Source organism: Streptomyces spinosisporus, from assembly GCF_022698145.1.
Lineage (GTDB): Bacteria > Actinomycetota > Actinomycetes > Streptomycetales > Streptomycetaceae > Streptomyces > Streptomyces spinosisporus.
This window is the reverse complement of record NZ_JALDAX010000010.1, coordinates 309892-329604: the sequence shown is the minus strand read 5'-3', so window position 1 is coordinate 329604 and position 19713 is coordinate 309892. Positions and strand designations below refer to the sequence as shown.

19 protein-coding genes are annotated in these 19713 nt (G+C 72.0%); 9 read left to right on the top strand and 10 right to left on the bottom strand.

What is annotated here, in order from left to right:
• Nucleotides 1-72: 72 nt before the first annotated feature.
• Genes MQN93_RS26285 through MQN93_RS26275 form a run of 3 tightly spaced genes read right to left on the bottom strand, consistent with a single transcriptional unit; the run spans nucleotide 73 to nucleotide 2258 of the window.
• Nucleotides 73-411, bottom strand: coding sequence for a DUF3817 domain-containing protein (locus MQN93_RS26285; protein ID WP_016438192.1), 339 nt, complete (start codon nucleotides 409-411; stop codon nucleotides 73-75).
• A 43-nt stretch (nucleotides 412-454) separates the two neighbouring features.
• Complete coding sequence (locus tag MQN93_RS26280) at nucleotides 455-964, bottom strand: MarR family winged helix-turn-helix transcriptional regulator (protein ID WP_016438193.1); 510 nt, start codon at nucleotides 962-964, stop codon at nucleotides 455-457.
• Nucleotides 965-974: 10 nt separating this feature from the next.
• On the bottom strand, nucleotides 975-2258 hold the full coding sequence (locus MQN93_RS26275; RefSeq protein WP_242711491.1) for an MFS transporter: 1284 nt from the start codon (nucleotides 2256-2258) through the stop codon (nucleotides 975-977).
• A gap of 85 nt (nucleotides 2259-2343) precedes the next feature.
• On the opposite strand from MQN93_RS26275, the gene MQN93_RS26270 reads away from it, so the two are divergent.
• A complete protein-coding gene (locus tag MQN93_RS26270) occupies nucleotides 2344-3327 on the top strand; it encodes an ArsR/SmtB family transcription factor (protein ID WP_242711490.1) in 984 nt (327 codons plus the stop codon).
• 218 nt (nucleotides 3328-3545) lie between these two features.
• On the opposite strand, the gene MQN93_RS26265 is transcribed toward MQN93_RS26270, so the two are convergent.
• Together MQN93_RS26265 and MQN93_RS26260 are read right to left on the bottom strand one after the other, a co-directional pair.
• A complete protein-coding gene (locus tag MQN93_RS26265; protein ID WP_242711489.1) occupies nucleotides 3546-3839 on the bottom strand; it encodes an MTH1187 family thiamine-binding protein in 294 nt (97 codons plus the stop codon).
• Nucleotides 3836-4180: a DUF3817 domain-containing protein gene (locus MQN93_RS26260; RefSeq protein ID WP_016438197.1), complete on the bottom strand. Its 345-nt coding sequence runs from the start codon at nucleotides 4178-4180 to the stop codon at nucleotides 3836-3838. The genes MQN93_RS26265 and MQN93_RS26260 overlap by 4 nt, the downstream gene beginning before the upstream one ends.
• A 205-nt stretch (nucleotides 4181-4385) precedes the next feature.
• Between MQN93_RS26260 and MQN93_RS26255 the strand changes: the two genes are divergently transcribed.
• The 4 genes from MQN93_RS26255 (at nucleotide 4386) to MQN93_RS26240 (ending at nucleotide 7038) form a co-directional block, all read left to right on the top strand.
• Nucleotides 4386-5018, top strand: coding sequence for an AIM24 family protein (locus tag MQN93_RS26255; RefSeq protein ID WP_037783801.1), 633 nt, complete (start codon nucleotides 4386-4388; stop codon nucleotides 5016-5018).
• A 1-nt stretch (nucleotide 5019) separates the two neighbouring features.
• A complete protein-coding gene (locus MQN93_RS26250) occupies nucleotides 5020-5670 on the top strand; it encodes an AIM24 family protein (protein ID WP_242711488.1) in 651 nt (216 codons plus the stop codon).
• A gap of 2 nt (nucleotides 5671-5672) precedes the next feature.
• Nucleotides 5673-6467, top strand: coding sequence for an AIM24 family protein (locus MQN93_RS26245; RefSeq protein WP_242711487.1), 795 nt, complete (start codon nucleotides 5673-5675; stop codon nucleotides 6465-6467).
• A 94-nt stretch (nucleotides 6468-6561) separates the two neighbouring features.
• Nucleotides 6562-7038, top strand: coding sequence for a MarR family winged helix-turn-helix transcriptional regulator (locus tag MQN93_RS26240; RefSeq protein ID WP_016438201.1), 477 nt, complete (start codon nucleotides 6562-6564; stop codon nucleotides 7036-7038).
• On the opposite strand, the gene MQN93_RS26235 is transcribed toward MQN93_RS26240, so the two are convergent.
• Nucleotides 7035-8537: a sensor histidine kinase gene (locus MQN93_RS26235; RefSeq protein WP_242711486.1), complete on the bottom strand. Its 1503-nt coding sequence runs from the start codon at nucleotides 8535-8537 to the stop codon at nucleotides 7035-7037. The two genes, MQN93_RS26240 and MQN93_RS26235, sit on opposite strands and share 4 nt — an antisense overlap.
• A complete protein-coding gene (locus MQN93_RS26230) occupies nucleotides 8534-9199 on the bottom strand; it encodes a response regulator transcription factor (protein ID WP_037783811.1) in 666 nt (221 codons plus the stop codon). Before MQN93_RS26230 ends, MQN93_RS26235 begins: the two co-directional genes overlap by 4 nt.
• A 116-nt stretch (nucleotides 9200-9315) precedes the next feature.
• Here MQN93_RS26230 and MQN93_RS26225 point away from each other — a divergent pair, with 116 nt between their 5' ends.
• Nucleotides 9316-9930, top strand: coding sequence for a PepSY domain-containing protein (locus MQN93_RS26225; RefSeq protein WP_242711485.1), 615 nt, complete (start codon nucleotides 9316-9318; stop codon nucleotides 9928-9930).
• Nucleotides 9931-10340: 410 nt separating this feature from the next.
• Here the strand turns inward: MQN93_RS26225 and MQN93_RS26220 are convergent, their stop codons facing one another.
• The 3 genes from MQN93_RS26220 to MQN93_RS26210 all read right to left on the bottom strand — a co-directional run bounded on the left by MQN93_RS26220 (nucleotide 10341) and on the right by MQN93_RS26210 (nucleotide 13933).
• Nucleotides 10341-11582, bottom strand: coding sequence for an MFS transporter (locus MQN93_RS26220; RefSeq protein WP_242711484.1), 1242 nt, complete (start codon nucleotides 11580-11582; stop codon nucleotides 10341-10343).
• Between the two features lie 156 nt (nucleotides 11583-11738).
• On the bottom strand, nucleotides 11739-12695 hold the full coding sequence (gene meaB, locus MQN93_RS26215; RefSeq protein WP_016438206.1) for a methylmalonyl Co-A mutase-associated GTPase MeaB: 957 nt from the start codon (nucleotides 12693-12695) through the stop codon (nucleotides 11739-11741).
• Nucleotides 12696-12730: 35 nt separating this feature from the next.
• Nucleotides 12731-13933, bottom strand: coding sequence for an acetyl-CoA C-acetyltransferase (locus tag MQN93_RS26210; protein WP_242711483.1), 1203 nt, complete (start codon nucleotides 13931-13933; stop codon nucleotides 12731-12733).
• A gap of 149 nt (nucleotides 13934-14082) precedes the next feature.
• Between MQN93_RS26210 and mce the strand changes: the two genes are divergently transcribed.
• The 3 genes from mce to MQN93_RS26195 all read left to right on the top strand — a co-directional run bounded on the left by mce (nucleotide 14083) and on the right by MQN93_RS26195 (nucleotide 19699).
• Nucleotides 14083-14523 carry a methylmalonyl-CoA epimerase gene (gene mce, locus MQN93_RS26205; protein ID WP_016438208.1) on the top strand — a complete coding sequence of 147 codons (441 nt, stop codon included), beginning with the start codon at nucleotides 14083-14085 and terminating at the stop codon, nucleotides 14521-14523.
• A gap of 211 nt (nucleotides 14524-14734) precedes the next feature.
• Nucleotides 14735-18580, top strand: coding sequence for a polarized growth protein Scy (gene scy / locus MQN93_RS26200; protein WP_242711482.1), 3846 nt, complete (start codon nucleotides 14735-14737; stop codon nucleotides 18578-18580).
• 183 nt (nucleotides 18581-18763) lie between these two features.
• Nucleotides 18764-19699, top strand: coding sequence for a coiled-coil domain-containing protein (locus tag MQN93_RS26195; protein ID WP_016438210.1), 936 nt, complete (start codon nucleotides 18764-18766; stop codon nucleotides 19697-19699).
• Nucleotides 19700-19713: the final 14 nt, after the last annotated feature.

Here is a 19713-nt window from a genome sequence, read left to right as displayed (position 1 = left end):
GAGGTAGTAGGACGTCCAACTAAATCGGCCGAGGGCGACCGCCGTACGCACCCGGGCGTACGGCGGTGTCGTTCAGGCCTTGGCGACCGCGGGAGCCTCGTCGCCGACCCGAGCCTGCAGCTCGTGGCTGATCTTCCGCTCGACGAAGAACGCGGCCGTCGGGATCGTCCCCGCGAGCAGGACCCACAGCTGCTTGCCGACCGGCCACTTCGCCTTGGAGCCCAGGTCGAAGGCGAAGATCAGGTAGACGACGTAGAGCCAGCCGTGCGCGATGGCGACGACGCGGGTGAAGTCCGCGGCGCCGTCGACGTCCAGGCCGTACTTGGCGATCATGCTCAGGCACAGCAGGACCAGCAGGACACCGGTGACGTAGGCCATGACGCGATAGCGGGTCAGCACGCTCTTCTTCATGCCGTCGAGCGTAACCGCCCGTTCCGGGAGATCTTGGGCCGGGTCAGTCCTCGTCGAAGTCGTGGGCGGCCACCCGCAGCGGCCGCAGCATCGCGAAGATCTCCCCGCACTCCTCGGCGTCGTAGGCACCGAGGCCGAAGTCCATCGACATCAGGTCGCGGGTGGCCGCCTCGACCACCTCACGGCCCTTGTCGGTGATGGACGCGAGCGTGCCGCGCCCGTCGTTGGGGTTGGGGCGCTTGGCCACCAGTCCCGACCTCACCAGCCGGTCCACGGTGTTCGTCACCGAGGTCGGGTGCACCATCAGACGCTCGCCGATCTTCGACATCGCCAGCTCGCCCTCCTTGGAGAAGGTGAGCAGCACCAGCGCCTCGTACCGCGCGAACGTGAGTCCGTACGGCTTCACCACCGCGTCGACCTCGGCGAGCAGGATCTGGTGGGCGCGCATGATCGAGGTGATGGCCGCCATGGACGGCACGTTTCCCCAGCGCTGCTTCCAGAGTTCGTCGGCGCGGGCGATCGGATCGAAGGGAAGGCTGAGCGGCTTCGGCACGGCACAGACCTTACCGGCCGGTCATATGGTGGTCAGCCCCGTCTCGCCCATCGGTACCGCGGACTTGGCGCACCAGCAGCGCACAGCACACCGCGCCCAGCCCGCCGGCCCCGGCGACGGTGGCCGCCACTCCCGCGAACTGCGCCGCGACACCCGCCAGCGCCATGCCCACGCCCTGGATGGTCATCAGCCCGGCGGTGAGCAGCGTCATGGCACGGCCGCGCAGCTCCTCGGGCACGGACCGCACGAACCACTGGTCCAGGCCCAGCGTGTACGCCGATCCCGCCCCCGAGAGCAGCAGCAGGAGGAGGGAGGGGACGAGGCCGGGGTGGAGGGCGTAGCCGAGGTAGGGCAGGAGCATGAGGGCGACCAGGGGCAGGGCGATGCGTTCGCGGGTGGCGGGGCGCAGCCGCGAACCCGCCCACAGCTCACCGGCGATGGTGCCCACCGGCAGCGCGCACATCAGCAGGCCGAGCCCCACGGAGCCCGCGGCGAGGTCGTCGGCGTAGGGCGCCGCCAGCGCCTCGGGGACGACCGCGAACATCGGCGGGATCCAGAACAGCAGGAGCAGGGACCGCATCCGGCGGTGGGCCCAGACCTGCCGGGCACCCCGCAGGGAGTCCCCCACCAGGGCGCTGCCCGCGGTGGTCCGGGCGGGCCTGCGCCGGGTGCCGAGGCGCAGCAGGACGGCCGAGGCGCAGAAGGTGCCGACGGTGATCAGCAGGGCCTGCCGCGGCGAGACGGCGATCAGCAGCACACCGCCGAGGCCGAACCCGACGAGCAGCGCGCTCTGCGACACGATCCGCAGCAGGGAGCGGCCGAGCACGAACAGATCGCCGTCGCCGAGGATGTCGGCGAGCGTGGCCATACGGGTGCCCTGGAAGACCGGCGAGACGACGGCGAGGCAGCAGCGCAGGGAGAGGAGGGCGGTGATGCGGTCGCCGGAGGCGATCATCAGACCGACGCAGGTGGCCTGTGTTATGTCACATACCACCAGCACCCGCCGGGCCGGGAAGCGGTCCGCGACGCCCGCGAGCAGGGTGCCCCCGACGACGTAGGGCAGAAAGCCGAGCGCGAAGGTGAGCGCGCTCATCAGGGGTGAGCCGGTGAGGTCGTAGACGAGGACGGACAGGGCGATCTCGCTGACGATCACGCCGAGCAGGGACAGGGCGTGGGCGGCGAAGACGGCGCGGAACTCGCGGACGCGGAACACGTCCGTGTAGCGGCGGTGGCCGCCCAGGGCGGCGGGAGGTGGAGTGGGCAGGGTGGTCGTGCCCTCGGGCTGGTCCGGCATGACCAGCAGCGTGCTCGGCCGGGACCGGGCATCCTAGAGATTCGGCACAGGCCGAATGTTCCAGCTCGTCCGCCCGGGGGTGGTCATGCCGTCACGTCTGCACTTCGGGGAGGACGACTTCCTGCGGTGCCGGTTCGCGCTGTCCCCGTTGTGGGAGACGCAGGAGGTCGTCCGTACGCTCAAACGGCCCGAGCGGCAGGGCTACCACGCGCACTGGCTGCGCCGCACGGGCCGGACCGCGGCCGCGCTCGACCTCACGGACCTGTGGCTGCTGATGCCGCAAGTCGGCTACTGCCCGGACTGGCTCTGCCCGCCCCCGATCGGGCCGGCGGCGACCTTCGAGGAGGAGATCGCGGCGGTACGGGCGAGCGACCCCGAGGCGGCCCGCGCGGAGACCGCGCAGTCGCTCGCCGACACCCCGGGCGCCCTCGACCTGCCGCACGCCCGGCGCTGGCTGCGGGACCCGGCCGGGATGATCGAGCAGCTCGCCGACGCGATGGAGGAGGCCTGGCGCACCCTGGTCGCCCCGGACTGGCCCCGGCTGCGCGCCCTGCTGGAGGCGGACGTCGCGTTCCACACGCGGCGGCTCGCGGAGGTGGGTCTCGGCGGGCTGCTGCCCGAGATCAGCCGCCGCTTCGGCTGGCACGCGGGCACGCTGACCGTCGAGTCCCGCGGCGAGCACGAGCGCAACCTCGGCGGGCAGGGGCTGGTCCTGATGCCCAGCGTCTTCATCTGGCCCGACGTCGTCAGCACCTTCGACCCGCCCTGGCAGCCGACCCTGGTCTACCCGGCCCGCGGCATCGGCTCCCTGTGGACCGAGCCCACCGGCCACGCCACCGACATCCTCGTACGCCTCCTGGGACGCGGCCGCGCAACCGTCCTCACCGCCCTCGACGAGCCCGCCACGACCACGACCCTTGCCCACCGCCTCAACCTCGCCCCGTCATCGGTCTCGGCCCACCTCACCCTCCTACGCAAGTCCGGCCTCCTCACCGCCCGCCGCTACGGCCACCAAGTCCTCTACGAACGCACACCGTTGGGGATGGCACTGGTGTCGGGGGGCGACTGACGGGGGCGGGCCGTCCGGCGGGGCGGAAGGGGGCGTCAACGCCGCCCCGTCTGGGGGAGCGCACGGGAACGTCAGCGCCGACCCGTCCACCATGCCCCACGCCGCACCGCCCGCCGGGCCACCGGCCACCGCCCCAAGACCCACCACCGCGGCGGCAGACCCTCCTGCGACGGATACCCGCCTCACGCGCGCGGGCCGAGGTGCCGCCCTCCCGGTGGCTACTCCGCGAGGTGTCGTTCCACTGTCTCCACCTTGGAGGTGAGTCCGTCGTGCACGCCGGGGCGGATGTCGGCCTTGAGGACGAGGGAGACGCGCGGGGCGCGGGCCTCGACGGCGGCGACGGCGCGTTTCACGACGTCCATCACCTGGTCCCACTCACCCTCGATGCTGGTGAACATCGCGTCGGTGCGGTTCGGCAGGCCGGACTCGCGGACGACCCGGACGGCGTCGGCGACGTACTCCCCCACGTCCTCGCCGACACCCAGCGGTGTCACGGAGAAGGCGACGATCATGCGTTCACGACCCCTTCCTGGCGGGCGCGCGAGGCGATGATCTCGTCCTCGGCGGCGCGCTTGAGCTTGCGCTCGGCGAAGAAGCCGCCGGTCGGCAGGACGGAGAGGACGAAGTAGAACGCCGCGGTCTTCAGGGGCCACTTGGTGCGGTTCCAGGCGTCGGCCCAGAAGATCACGTACAGGATGAAGAGCACGCCGTGGATCATGCCCATCACCGGAACCGCGTTGAAGTCCGTGGTCCGCTTCAGCACGGAGCAGACCAGCAGAAGCAGGAAGGAGACGGCCTCGGGGGCCGAGACGAGTCGCAGGCGGCGGAGGGCGGTGGCGGTCTTGAGGTCCACGGGTCACCTTCGGTGGGAGACGGGTCGCTCTTGTGAACAGAAGCACAAGCGTTCGTCCATTCTGGCAAACGGCGGGACGGACATCGGCCGGGGGGTCGGACGGAGCGGCCCGCCCCGGGCCCCCTAGGGGTCCGGTCTGGGGTTTTCTCCACCCTTCGGGCCCTGTTCGCCGCAGCCGCCCGGCGGCTACCTTCGCAGCGTGGCGATGTTTCGACTCCAAGGCAGCAAGGTGCTTGCCGTCGACATGACCGGGGACGCCGTGAAGGCGAAGAACGGCTCGATGGTCGCGTACGACGGTCAGATGGCCTTCAAGAAGCTCAGCGGCGGCGGTGAGGGGCTGCGCGGCATGGTGACGCGGCGGCTCACCGGCGAGCAGATGACGGTGATGGAGGTGAAGGGGCACGGCACGTGCTGGTTCGCGGACCGCGCCTCGGAGATCAACCTCGTAGGACTCCAGGGGGAGAAGCTGTATGTGGAGTCGAGCAATCTGCTCGCGACCGACGCCGGCCTGAGGACCGGCACGACCTTCACCGGACTGCGCGGCGCCTCACAGGGCAACGGGCTGTTCACGACTACCGTCGAGGGCCACGGCCAGGCGGCGATCATGTCGGACGGCCCGGCGGTGGTGCTCAGGGTGAGCGCGCAGTACCCGCTGACCGTGGACCCGGGGGCGTACATCGCGCACCAGGGGAATCTGCGGCAGTCCTTCCAGTCCGGTGTGACGTTCCGCACCCTCATGGGCGAGGGCGGCGGCGAGGCCTTCCAGATCAGGTTCGAGGGGGACGGGCTGGTGTACGTGCAGCCGAGCGAGCGGAACACGATCGCGGGGGACGTCTGACATGCCCTTCCGCGAGATCAACTCCAAGATGGTCGAGGCCACGGTGATGCCCGGCCAGCGGCTGTTCAGCCAGCGCGGCGCCATGCTCGCCTACAAGGGCGAGGTGACCTTCACACCCAACATGCAGGGCGGCCAGGGCGGGATCATGTCGATGATCGGCCGCCGGGTCGCCAATGAGGCCACCCCGCTGATGAGCGTCGAGGGCAGCGGCACGGTCCTGTTCGGGCACGGCGGCCACCACGTCCAGGTGATCAACCTCACCGGCGACACGCTCTACGTGGAGGCGGACCGCCTGCTCGCCTTCGAGGGCACCCTCCAGCAGGGCACGATGTTCATGGGCTCGCAGGGCGGCGTGATGGGCATGGTGCGCGGCCAGGTCACCGGCCAGGGGCTCTTCACGACCACCCTCAAGGGCCACGGCTCGGTCGCCGTGATGGCCCACGGCGGCGTCTTCGAGATCCCCATCAACCCGCAGCACCCGGTCCATGTCGACCCGCAGGCCTACGTCGCCCACCACGGCGACGTACGCAACAAGCTGTCCACCGCGCTCGGCTGGCGGGACATGGTGGGACGCGGCTCCGGCGAGGCCTTCCAGCTGGAGCTCAGCGGCAACGGCGCGGTGTACGTCCAGGCCTCGGAGGAGAAGCTGTGAGCATGTACGGGGCTCCGGGCGGCGGCCCGACGGTCTACGACCCCATGACCCTGCCGGTCGACGACAACGTCAACAAGTACACCTTCTGCGTGGAGCTCAAGGGGAGCCAGTGGTTCCTGCAGAAGGGGAAGATGATCGCCTACTACGGCTCGATGGAGTTCAACGGCATCGGGCACGGCCGGCTCGACCGACTTGTCCGTACGTCCTTTCATTCGCCACTGCACGCGAGCGAGTGGGTCGTGGCGGAGGGCTCGGGCAAGATGCTCCTCGCCGACCGGGCCTTCGACGTGAACTCGTACGACCTCGAAGACGGCAACCTGACCATTCGCTCGGGCAACTTGCTCGCTTTTCAGCCAAGTCTCGCTCTCAAGCAGTCGATCGTGCCGGGTTTTCTGACCCTCATCGGAACCGGAAAGTTCGTGGCTGCATCAAACGGTCCGGTGGTGTTCATGGAACCCCCGATCCGGGTGGACCCGCAGGCGCTCGTCGGCTGGGCCGACTGCCCCTCGCCGTGCCATCACTACGACCACGCTTACATGACCGGCCTGATGGGCGGTCTACATGCGATGACGGGCCTCGGCGGGGCCTCCGGGGAGGAGCATCAGTTCGAGTTCGTGGGGGCCGGCACGGTCCTGCTCCAGTCCTCGGAGACCCTCATGGCCGAGCAGGCCACGGGGGTGGTTCCGCACGAGCCGGGGGTGCCCGGCGGCGGGGCACACACAGGCCCTTCACAGCAAGCCGGCGCACCGCGCCTTCCCGGACAGCTGGGGGACCTCCAGCGTCGCTTCGGGCTGTGAGCGGTAGTCTGCGGAGTGTGACGTCGAACGTATGCGCGCGCCGTCACACGACCCTCATTAGTTCGCCTTTCAACATTTTAGGTAGACTTCATTCATGGAGACCGAGACGGCCACGCGCTGGCTGACCGATGCGGAGCAGTGCGCCTGGCGCACCCACCTGGAGGTCAACAGGCTGTTGACGTACCAGCTCGAGCGGGACCTGCAGCCGTTCGGCCTGACAATGAACGACTACGAGATCCTGGTGAACCTCTCCGAGTCGGAGGACGTCCGGATGCGGATGAGCGACCTCGCGTCCGCCACCCTCCAGTCCAAGAGCAGGCTCTCCCACCAGATCACCCGGATGGAGAACGCGGACCTGGTCAGGCGCGAGAACTGCGAGTCGGACCGGCGAGGCCTCTACGCCGTCCTGACCGAGCACGGCATGGAGACGATGAAGAAGGTCGCCCCCCATCATGTGGCGTCCGTGCGCAGGCACTTCATGGATCTGCTGTCCCCCGAGGCCCTGGCGGAACTCGACAAGGCCCTCAAGCCCATCGCGCAGCATCTGCGCGGGCAGCGGGGACGCCCCTAGGACCGACCGGCACCGGGCTTCTCCAGCCCCTCGGACGCGGCCATCGGCAGGCGGAGCTCGAACAGGGCGCCGCCTGCCGGCGCGTCGCGGACCGTGAGGGTGCCGCCGTGCCGCAGGGCGACGTCACGGGCGATGGCGAGACCGAGCCCCGCCCCGCCGTCGTCACGGCTGCGGGCGTCGTCGAGCCGTACGAACCGTTCGAAGATCCGCTCGCGGTCGCCCTCGGGCACACCGTCCCCGTCGTCTGCCACGGTCAGCACCGCCTGCGCTCCCTGCGCCCCGTCCGACCGCCGCACGGACACGGTCACCGCCGACCGCGCGTGCCGCCGGGCGTTGTCGAGCAGATTGGCGAGCACCCGCTCCAACTGCCCCCGCGATCCGGCCACTTCCACGGCCTGGGCATCCACGGTCACCCCTGTGCGCCGCGCCGCTGCCTCGCGCGCCAGCGCGCCGAGGTCGAAGCGCGCCCGCCCCGGCCGCTCCCCCGCGTCCAGCCGGGCCAGCAGCAGCAGGTCGGCGGCGAGGTCCTGCAGTCGTACGGTGTCCTCGACGGCGCCCTGAAGATCCAGCAACTCGGGGTGGGCGAGCGCCACTTCGAGCTGGGTGCGCAGGGAGGCGACCGGGCTGCGCAGCTCGTGGGAGGCGTCGGCGACGAAGCGGCGCTGGCGTTCCACGGAGGCCTCCAGGGCGGCCAGCGTCTCGTTGGTGGTCCGGGCGAGGCGGGCGATCTCGTCGTGGGTGTCCGGGACCGGGACACGGCGCGCGAGGTCCTCGGAAGCGGTGATCGCGGACATCTCGCTGCGGATGCCCTCCACGGGCCGCAGCGCACGCCGGGTGACCAGCCAGGTCACGCCCGCGACGACGCCGAGCAGCAGCGGGAAGCCGATCAGCAGGGCGGTCTGCGCGGTGCGGACGGCGCCCTGTTCCGCGGAGAGCGGGGCGCCGGCGTGGACGGTGAGTTCGCCCTTGCCCTCGACGTCGACCTTCACGGCGGCGAAGCGGTAGTCGGCGTGGTGCCCGTCGATGGTGGCGGAGCCGCCGGCGAAGGTGGTGTTCTCGTCGATCTCGCCGGGTTCGAGGGTGGATGCGTCGTCGTCGCCCCGGTGGTCGCCGCCGTGGTTGTCGCCGTCGTCGTCACCGTCACCGTCGTCGTCGCCGCTCGCGGTGGCGTTCGGCCGGGGCCGCGGCGTGACCGCGTCGGTGCCCGTGCCGCTGATCCGCTGCAGGTCCTTGCTCGCCGCGACCAGCCGTCCGTCCTCGTCGACGACCTGGACCGGCTCGTCGTCCTCGTCCAGGGAGAGCTGGTCGTACGCCTTGCCCACGGCCAGTTCGGTGGCGACCGACCGTGCGGTGCGCTCCGCCTGGGTGCCGGCCTGGCCGATCAGGTTGGAGCGCAGGGAGAGCAGTACGGCGGCCCCGGCGGCGACCAGGGCCACGGCGACGACGACGGTGGCACCGAGCGTCGCGCGGGCCCGCACCGACCCGAACAGGCGCCTCATCGCTCCGCCTCCAGCCGGTAACCGGCGCCGCGGACCGTCCGGATGAGCCCGGGGCGCAGCTTGCGGCGCAGTGCGCTGACGTAGACCTCGACGATGTTCGGATCGCCCTCGTACGCGAAGTCCCAGACGTGCTCCAGGATCTCGGCCTTGGAGACCACCTCGCCGGGCCGCACGACGAGTTGCTCCAGGACGGCGAACTCCTTGGCGGTGAGGGTGACTTCGTCGCCGGCGAGGAAGACGCGGCGGGCGGCGGTGTCGACCTTCAGCTCACCGTGGACGTGCACGGGGGATGCGCCCGGGCGCGGGCGGCGGCGCAGCAGCGCCCTGACCCGGGCGACGAGGACGACGTAGGAGAACGGCTTGGTCAGATAGTCGTCGGCGCCCGTGTCCAGGCCCTCCGCCTCGTCGTACTCGCCGTCCTTCGCGGTGAGCATGAGGATCGGGACGTCGTGACCGGCGGCGCGGAGGGCGGCGCAGACGCGGTAGCCGTTGAGGCCGGGGAGCATGATGTCGAGGATCACGAGGTCGTACGCCCCCTCGGTCGCCCGGTGCAGGCCCTCGCGTCCGTCGTGGGCGACGTCCACGGCGAATCCCTCGGCCGTCAGTCCCTTGGCCAGGGACAGGGCGAGGCGTTTCTCGTCCTCCACGATCAGCAGGCGCATGTGCATCAGGGTCGCAAACCGAAGCTGAAGTGATCTTCAGGGTGCTTCAGGTTCCCCTCAGTGTCGGTCGGCGACGGTGGTTCCCGTCGAGACCGAACCGACTCGGGAGGATCCCCATGAAGCGCAAGCTCGTCATCGCCGCCGTCGCCACGTCCGTCGTGATCGGCGGGGGTACGGCGGTCGCCCTCGCGGACGACGGACCGCGCAGCGGCGGTACGAAGGTGCAGGCCGCCGGTGCGGACACCGGCGCCGGGACCGGGGCGGGCGCCGCGCAGGTGACCGCCGCCGAGGCCGTCGCGGCCGCTCTGCAGCACACACCGGGCACCGCCGTCTCCGCCGACCGCGAGGACGACGGACGGGACGCCTGGGAGGTGGACGTCGTCAAGAGCAACGGCACCGAATACACCGTCAAAATCTCCTCCACCGACGGCCACATCCTCTCCACCCACCGCGACGCCGCCGACGACGACGCCCGCCACGACCTCACCACCCTGAAGAACACGACCGTGAACGCCCGCGAGGCCGCCCAGTCCATCGCCCCCAAGGGCACGGTCACCGAGGTGGACCTGGACGACGACGGCCCGGCGGTGTGGAACGTCGAGACGGCCAGCGGTGAGTGGAAGGTCGACGCCCACACGGGCAAGATCACCCAGGACCGGGACCACGACAAGGACCACGGTGACGACCACGGCCGCGGTCACGGTGACGACGACGACCGGGACGACGACTGACGCTGCTCAGACGGCGGCGGAGGCGGCGCCCGCCCGCGGCGATCGGGGCCGTGAGCAGGACCGCCGCCCCGCCGCCGCGAGGCACAGCGCGAGCACCCGCCACCACACAGCGACGACTGACAGTCCCCATACGCCGACAAACGCGGCGACCGCTGCAACCTCCCCCCGACGGCCGGCGCCCTCAGCAAGGCCGCCGCTCCCGCAACCGCGAAGCACAGCGGGAGCGGCACCCCACCCGCCGGGAGCCCGGCAGCGGAGGCGCCCGCCTCCCGTCGCGGCCGGCGCCGTCAGCAAGCCCGCCGTCCACGCCGCTCCACACCACCGCGCGGTCGACACCCCGGCCCACCAGAACCCCGCCACCGGCAACACCCACCACCGTCCCCACGAACCGCGACGCCAACCGGCCCTCCTCACGCGCCGACAGACCCGGCAACCTCCCGCGGCGACCGGCGCGCCCTGCCCGCGACGGCCGGCGCCGTCAGTAGGGCCGCCGCCCCCGTCGCCGCGAAGCACAGCGCCAGCGACACCCCGCTCACCAGGAGCCCTGCGCCGGCGGCGCCGGCCGTGGTGCCTGCGTTCACGCCCGTGTTGACCCAGGCGCCGGCCCGTACCCGTGACTCGGGAGGTGTTGTGTCGTCGGCGGAGAGGTAGGCGGTGGTCAGGGCCGGGGCGACGAAGAGGCCGGCGGTCGCCAGGGTGAGGGCGAGTGTGACGAGGTTGGGGGCGAGGGCGGCGCAGAGCAGGGCCGTGCCGAGGCCTGCCACCAGGAGCGGGAGGCGGACCCGGGCCGGGGTGCGCCAGGGGACGGCTCCGTTCAGCAGGCCGCCCACGGCGCTCCCGGCCGACAGGGCCGCCAGGGTCCAGGCCACGGCGTCGTCGCCGTAGTGCCGCTGCCCGACGAAGGCCACGACGATGAGATCGACGGCGCCCAGAGCGAGGCCCACGCCGGTGGCGCCGACGACGGGGCGCAGGATGGCGCGCAGCGTCCCGCGCGGGGCCTCATGGCGCCGCTCACCCGTCGCCCGCCCCGCGGGACGCATCCCCCTCACTGCGGGCGACCTCACGAACCCGGCGGTCCCGGCCGCCATCAGGCACGTACCGAAGACGATCCCGGCCGTCGGCGGGGCGAGGCCCACGAGGACGCCGACCACCAACGGCCCCGACACGAACAGGAGTTCCTCGGCGACCCCGTCCAGGCTGTACGCGCGCTGCAGCAGCGCCCGGTCCGGGGCGAGCCTCCCCCACACGGCCCGCATGGTCGGGCCCAGCGGCGGCGTACAGGCACCGGCCGCGGCGGTCACGGCGCCCACGACGAGCGGCGAGGCGGACCCGGGGCGCCACACGAGCGCCGTCAGCAGGCCGAGCAGCGCGCAGTAGGCGGCCGCCATCGGGACGAGCGCGCGGCACGGCCCGTGACGGTCGATCAGGGCCGCCCGCGCGGGCGACAGGAAGACGCTGGTGCCGCCGAACAGCGCCATGACGGTGCCCGCCACGGCGTAGGACCCGGTGGCCCGGGTCACGGCGAGCATCACGGACAGGGGGACGACGCCGTACGACAGTCTGCCGAGCAGGGCGGCGGCGAAGGTGCGGCGGGCGTACGGGAGTTGGAGGACGGCGGCATACGACGGCCGTACAACTGGCGTGGAAGACACGGGAGTTCCTCGACTCGAGGCGAAAAGGGGACACCTGGTCGCCGCGCGGGCCGTGCACACGGTCGCGCGGGCTCGGGTGTGCCCTATGCCATGAGGAGGTACATGCCGCTCAACGTAGCAGCGGCCGCCGGGAGCCGGCCATGGAATTGCCGCCCGTCAGCTCTGCGTCAGCCCCGCCACCAGTTCGTCCGCCGCGCGGTACGGGTCCAGTTCGCCGGCCACGATGCGCTCCGCGAGCGCGCTCAGGCGGCGGTCGCCGTGCAGGTCGCCGATGCGCTCGCGCAGGGCCGTCACGGCGATGGTCTCGACCTCGCGGGCGGCGCGGGCACGGCGGCGCTCGGCCAGCACCCCGCGCTCCTCCATCCAGGCCCGGTGCTTCTCCAGCGCCTCGACGACCTCGTCGACACCCTCCGCGCGCGCGGCGACCGTCTTGACGATCGGGGGACGCCAGTCGCCGGGACCGCGGGACTCGCCGAGGCCGAGCATGTGGTTCAGCTCGCGGGCGGTGGCGTCGGCGCCGTCGCGGTCGGCCTTGTTGACGACGTAGACGTCGCCGATCTCCAGGATTCCGGCCTTCGCCGCCTGGATGCCGTCGCCCATGCCGGGGGCGAGCAGCACGACGCTCGTGTCGGCCTGGGAGGCGATCTCCACCTCCGACTGGCCCACCCCCACCGTCTCCACCAGGATCACGTCGCAGCCCGCCGCGTCCAGCACCCGGATCGCCTGCGGAGCGGACCAGGCGAGGCCGCCCAGATGGCCCCGGGTGGCCATCGAGCGGATGTAGACGCCGGGGTCGGAGGCGTGCTCGGACATCCGCACGCGGTCGCCGAGCAACGCGCCTCCGGAGAACGGCGAGGACGGGTCGACGGCCAGGACACCGACCCGCCTGCCCTGTCTGCGGTACGCCGTCACCAGCGCCGACGTCGACGTGGACTTGCCGACGCCCGGGGAGCCGGTCAGACCGACCACATAGGCGTTCCCGGTCAGCGGCGCCAGCGCCGCCATGACCTCCCGCAGCTGCGGGGACGCCCCCTCGACCAGCGAGATCAGCCGGGCCACGGCCCGCGGCCGGCCTTCCCTGGCCTGGGTCACCAGGGTGGAGACGTCCTGCATCACAGCTCCGTTCCGAGAATTCGCCGACCGAGGCCTCAGGCGGCCTTGGTCACCCTCACGATCAGTGCATCACCCTGACCGCCGCCACCGCACAGCGCGGCCGCGCCCACACCGCCGCCCCGCCGCTTCAGCTCCAGCGCCAGGTGCAGCACGAGACGGGCGCCGGACATGCCGATGGGGTGGCCCAGGGCGATCGCGCCGCCGTTGACGTTCACCTTTTCCGTGGAGACCCCGAGGTCCTTCATTGACTGGACCGCCACGGCGGCGAAGGCCTCGTTGATCTCGACGACGTCGAGGTCGGAGACCTCCAGGCCCTCCTTCTTCAGGGCGTGCAGGATGGCGTTGGACGGCTGGGACTGCAGCGAGTTGTCCGGGCCCGCCACATTGCCGTGGGCGCCGATCTCGGCGATCCACTCCAGGCCCAGCTCCTGCGCCTTGGCCTTGCTCATCACGACCACGGCCGCCGCACCGTCCGAGATCTGCGAGGCGGAACCGGCGGTGATCGTGCCGTCCTTGGTGAACGCCGGGCGCAGCTTGCCCAGGGACTCCGCCGTGGTGTCGCCGCGGATGCCCTCGTCCTTGCTGAAGACGACCGGCTCGCCCTTGCGCTGCGGGATCTCCACCGGGGTGATCTCGGCCTCGAAGACGCCGTTCTTCTGGGCGGCGGCCGCGCGCTGGTGGGACAGGGCGGCGATCTCGTCCTGCTCGGCGCGCCCGATGCCCAGGCGGGTGTTGTGCTTCTCGGTCGACTCGCCCATGGGGATGTTCTCCCACGGGTCGGTCAGGCCGTCGTACGCCATGGCGTCGAGCATCTCGATCGCGCCGTACTTGAAGCCCTCGCGGGACTTGGGGAGCAGGTGCGGCGCGTTGGTCATGGACTCCTGGCCGCCGGCGACGATCACGTCGAACTCGCCGGCGCGGATCAGCTGGTCGGCGAGCGCGATGGCGTCGAGGCCGGAGAGGCACACCTTGTTGACGGTGAGCGCCGGGACGCTCATCGGGATGCCGGCCTTCACGGCCGCCTGGCGGGCCGGGATCTGCCCCGCACCGGCCTGCAGCACCTGGCCCATGATGACGTACTGCACCTGGTCGCCGCCGATCCCCGCACGGTCGAGGGCGGCCTTGATCGCGAAACCGCCGAGGTCGGCGCCGGAGAAGGACTTGAGCGAGCCGAGCAACCGTCCCATGGGCGTGCGCGCGCCCGCGACGATCACCGAGGTGTTCGTTCCAGATGACATGAGCTGCGATCCCCTTACCGGCTGCACAGCCGAGGAGTGAACGAGGGTTTACTTCGAATGTACTGAGTGGCACTCCGTGCCGTCACCCGGCCGTCGATGTGATCGCTGGCACGTTGCGCAACCCTGCGAAGCGCGCTGCACTGACACACATGCTGACGCGAATCGACCACATCGGGATCGCCTGCTTCGACCTCGACAGGACCGTCGAGTTCTACCGGGCCACCTACGGCTTCGAGGTGTTCCACTCCGAGGTCAACGAGGAGCAGGGCGTGCGCGAGGCCATGCTCAAGATCAACGACACCTCCGACGGCGGCGCGTCGTATCTGCAGCTCCTGGAGCCGACCCGGCCGGACTCGACCGTCGCGAAGTGGCTCGACAAGAACGGCGAGGGCGTCCACCACATCGCCTTCGGCACGGCCGACGTGGACGCGGAGGCCGCCGGCATCGGGGAAAAGGGCGTCCGCGTGCTCTACGAAGAGCCGCGACGCGGCTCCATGGGGTCACGGATCACGTTCCTGCACCCCAAGGATTGCCATGGCGTACTGACAGAACTGGTCACTTCGGCGCCTGTTGAGTCACCTGAGCACTGACCCTCGTACATATGGGCCGGTAGGGTTGGGGGCGGTCGCTCCTCGAACCGGGGTGGCCACATGCCGGGGTCCGGGTTTCGGGGGGCGAGCGTCGGGGCAGCAGCCCATGCTCCGCCGTTGATCTGACACCATTCCCCCGGGGGCCCCGTCCGTCGGACGGACGGAGCTCGTTTGGCCAGACTTGCGACCAGGGGACGGATGGGACCGCGCAGTGCGGGGCTACGAACGCCAGGAGCGAGAGCCGGCGGCTGACGTCGACCACCTCTCTCGGTTCGAGGCCGAGATGGATCGGCTGAAGACCGAGCGGGAGAAGGCGATCCAGCACGCCGAGGACCTCGGCTACCAGGTCGAGGTGCTGCGCGCCAAGCTGCACGAGGCGCGCCGCACCCTCATGTCCCGGCCCTCCTTCGACGGCGGTGACATCGGCTACCAGGCCGAGCAGTTGCTCCGCAACGCTCAGATGCAGGCCGACCAGCTGCGCCAGGACGCCGAGCGCGAGCTGAGCCAGGTGCGCGCGCAGACCCAGCGCATCCTCCAGGAGCACGCGGAGCAGGCCGCCCGGCTGCAGGCCGAGCTGCACCAGGAGGCGGTCACCCGCCGCCAGCAGCTGGACCAGGAACTCGCCGAGCGCCGCCAGACCGTCGAGTCGCACGTCAACGAGAACGTGGCGTGGGCCGAGCAGCTGCGCGCCCGCAGCGAGTCCCAGGCCCGCCGGCTCCTGGAGGAGTCCCGCGCCGAGGCCGAGCAGGCCATGGCCGCGGCGCGCGCGGAGGCCGAGCGGCTGACCACCGAGGCCCGCGAACGCCTGACGAGCGACGCCGAGGCGGCCCGCGCGGAGGCCGAGCAGATCCTGCGCCGGGCCCGCACGGACGCCGAGCGGCTGCTGAACGCCGCCTCCACCCAGGCACAGGAGGCCACCGACCACGCCGAGCAGCTGCGCACCTCCACCGTCTCGGAGTCGGACAGCGCCCGGCGCCAGGCGCAGGAGCTGAGTCGGGCCGCCGAGCAGCGGATGGCGGAGGCCGAGGAGACGCTGCGCAAGGCGCAGTCCGAGGCCGACAAGCTGATCACCGAGGCCACGGCGTCGGCCGAGAAGGCCCTCGCCAGCGCCGAGTCGGCGAACGAACAGCGCACGCGCACGGCGCGGGAGCAGGTCGCCCGGCTGGTCGAGGAGGCCACCAAGGAGGCCGAGGCCACCCGCTCCGCCGCCGAGGAGGTCGTCGCCGACGCCCGCGCCCAGGCCGAGCGGATCGTCGCCGAGGCCTCGGAGAAGGCCCGCACGATCACCGCAGAGGAGAGCGCGACCCAGCTGTCGAAGGCGGCCAAGACCGCCGAGGACGTCCTCAACCGCGCGCAGGAGGACGCGAAGAACACCACCAAGGCCGCCGCCGAGGAGGCGGAGCGGATCCGCCGGGAGGCGGAGGCCGAGGCGGACCGGCTGCGGGCCGAGGCGCACGACATCTCCGAGCAGCTCAAGGGCGCGGCCAAGGACGACACCAAGGAGTACCGCGCCAAGACGGTCGAGCTGCAGGAGGAGGCCCGCCGGCTGCGCGGCGAGGCCGAGCAGCTGCGCGCCGACGCGGTCGCCGAGGGCGAGAAGATCCGCGCGGAGGCCCGCAAGGAGGCCGTCCAGCAGATCGAGGAGGCGGCCAAGACCGCCGAGGAGCTGCTGGCCAAGTCCCGGCAGGACGCCGACGAGCTGCGCCAGAAGGCCACCACCGACAGCGAGAAGGTCCGCACCGAGGCCATCGAGCGGGCGACGACGCTGCGCCGGCAGGCCGAGGAGACGCTGCAGCGCACCCGGCAGGAGGCCGAGCGGCACCGCGAGGAGGTCGTCGAGCAGTCCGAGGGCATCAAGGCCGACGCCGAGCGGGCCGCACGGGAGCTGCACGAGGAGACCGAGCGGGCGATAGCGGCCCGCCGCGCGGAGGCCGCCGACGAGCTGACGCGGCTGCACACGGAGGCCGAGGAGCGCCTCGCCGCCGCCGAGCAGGCGCTGACCGAGGCCCGCGAGGAGGCCTCACGCATCCGCCGCGAGGCCGCCGAGGAGACCGAGCGGCTGCGCAGCGAGGCCGCCGAGCGGATCCGCACGCTGCAGCAGCAGGCCGAGGCGGAGGCCGAGCGGCTGCGCACCGAGGCCGCATCGGACGCGTCCGCGTCCCGGGCGGAGGGCGAGGCCGTCGCCGTACGGCTGCGTTCGGAGGCCGCCTCGGAGGCCGAGCGGCTCAAGGCGGAGGCGCAGGACACCGCCGACCGGATCCGGGCGGAGGCCCAGGCGGCCGCCGAGCGGCTGGCGACGGAGACCTCGGAGACGCTGGCCGCCGCCCAGGAGGAGGCCGAACGGCGCCGGCGCGAGGCGGAGGAACTCCTCGGCGCCGCGCGCACCGAGGCCGACCAGGAGCGCGAGCGGGCCCGCGAGCAGAGCGAGGAGCTGCTGGCCTCGGCGCGCAACCGCGTCGAGGAGGCCCAGGCCGAGGCGGTCCGCCTGGTCGAGGAGGCCGACCGGCGCGCCAACGAGATGGTCTCGGCGGCCGAGCAGCACGCCCAGCAGGTACGGGACTCGGTGTCCGGTCTGCACGAGCAGGCGCAGGAGGAGATCACCGGGCTGCGCAGTGCCGCCGAGCACGCGGCGGACCGCACCCGGCGCGAGGCCCAGGAGGAGGCCGACCGGGTCCGCGCCGACGCCTATGCCGAGCGCGAGCGGGCCAGCGAGGACGCGGGCCGGCTGCGGCGCGAGGCAGCCGGGGAGACGGAAGCGGCCAAGTCGCTTGCCGAGCGCACCGTTTCGGAGGCGATCGCGGAGGCGGAGCGGCTGCGCTCGGAGGCGGCCGAGCACGCCCAGCGGGTGCGCACGGAGGCCTCGGACGCGATCGCGGAGGCCGACGAGGCGGCGACGCGCACCCGGGCCGAGGCCCGCGACGACGCCAACCGCATCCGCTCGGACGCGGCCGAGCAGGCGGACGCCCTGATCACCGAGGCGCGCAGCGAGGCCGAGCGGCTCACCACGGAGACGGTCACCGAGGCGGACCGGTTGCGGGCCGAGGCGGTCGCCAAGGCGGAGAAGCTCATCGCGGACGCCACGGGGGACGCGGAGCGGCTGCGCGCCGAGGCCGCCGAGACGGTGGGCTCCGCCCAGCAGCACGCGGAGCGGGTCCGCAGCGAGGCCGAGCGGCTGCGCTCCGAGGCGGAGGCGGAGGCCGAACGACTGGTCAACTCCGCGCGCGAGGAGGCCGACCGGACGCTCGACGAGGTCCGCAAGGAGGCCAGCAAGCGGCGCCAGGACGTGGCCGAGCAGGTCGACAAGCTCATCACGGAGACCACGGCCGAGGCGGACAAGCTGCTGACGGAGGCTCAGCAGCAGGCCCACAAGACCACCGCCGACGCCGAGGCGCAGGCCGACACCATGGTGGGCGCGGCCCGCACGGAGGCCGAACGCCTGGTGTCCGAGGCGACGGTCGAGGGCAACGCCCGGGTGGAGAAGGCGCGTACGGACGCGGACGAGCTGCTCGTCGGCGCCCGCCGGGACGCCACCTCGATCCGCGAGCGGGCCGAGGAGCTGCGCGACCGCATCACGGGCGAGATCGAGGCGCTGCACGAGCGGGCCCGCCGCGAGTCGGCCGAGACGATGAAGTCGGCGGGCGACCGCTGCGACGCGCTCATCAAGGCCGCCGAGGAGCAGCTGGCCAAGGCGCAGGCGAAGGCCAAGGAGCTGGTCTCGGAGGCCAATTCGGAGGCCGGCAAGGTCCGTATCGCCGCCGTCAAGAAGGCCGAGGGGCTGCTGAAGGAGGCCGAGCAGAAGAAGTCGGCGCTCGTGAAGGAGGCCGAGGAGCTCAAGGCCGAGGCGGTCCGTGAGGCCAAGCGCACGGTCGAGGAGGGCAAGCGCGAGCTGGAGATCCTGGTGCGCCGCCGCGAGGACATCAACGCCGAGATCTCCCGTGTCCAGGACGTGCTGGAGGCGTTGGAGTCCTTTGAGGCCCCGGGGGCGGGCAAGGACGGCGGCGTCAAGGCCGGAGCCACGGTCGGCGCCCCTCGTTCGGGTAAGCCGTCGGACAGCTGATCGACAGGCCCATATCCGGTGCCGTCCGGGGCCTTTGACCGAGTTTTTGGCAAGTGGTCCGTCCGTCAGCCACTCAAAAGGGGTGTCATTCTCCAGATCAAACACGTATCCGCTCGATGACACACCGCTTCGGCCCCTAGGATTCCCCCTATCACCTCACCGGTCTCAGTTGACAGGAACCCCATGAGCGACACTTCCCCCTACGGCTTCGAGCTTGTGCGGCGTGGGTACGACCGCGCTCAGGTGGACGAACGGATCTCGAAGCTCGTCTCCGACCGTGACAGTGCTCTCGCCCGCATCACCGCTCTGGAAAAGCGCATCGAGGAGCTCCACCTCGAGACGCAGAACGCCCAGGCTCAGGTGACCGACGCCGAGCCGTCGTACGCCGGCCTCGGCGCGCGTGTCGAGAAGATCCTCCGCCTCGCCGAGGAAGAGGCCAAGGATCTGCGCGAGGAGGCCAGGCGCGCGGCCGAGCAGCACCGCGAACTCGCCGAGTCGGCGGCCCAGCAGGTCCGCAACGACGCAGAATCGTTCGCGGCGGAGCGCAAGGCCAAGGCCGAGGACGAAGGCGTCCGGATCGTCGAGAAGGCCAAGAGCGACGCCTCGCAGCTGCGTGCCGAGGCGCAGAAGGACGCGCAGTCCAAGCGCGAGGAGGCGGACGCTCTCTTCGAGGAGACCCGCGCCAAGGCCGCCCAGGCCGCGGCCGACTTCGAGACGAACCTCGCCAAGCGCCGCGAGCAGTCCGAGCGCGACCTGGCGTCCCGTCAGGCCAAGGCCGAGAAGCGCCTCGCCGAGATCGAGCACCGCGCCGAGCAGCTGCGCCTGGAGGCCGAGAAGCTGCGCACGGACGCCGAGCGCCGCGCCCGCCAGACGGTGGAGACGGCCCAGCGCCAGGCCGAGGACATCGTGGCCGACGCCAACGCCAAGGCCGACCGCATCCGTTCGGAATCCGAGCGCGAGCTGGCCGCCCTCACCAACCGCCGCGACAGCATCAACGCCCAGCTGACGAACGTCCGCGAGATGCTCGCGACGCTCACGGGCGCCGCGGTGGCCGCCGCCGGCACGCCGGCCGAGGACGAGCCGATCACCCGTGGGGTTCCTGCCCAGCAGTCCCGGTAACACAGCCTGACGGC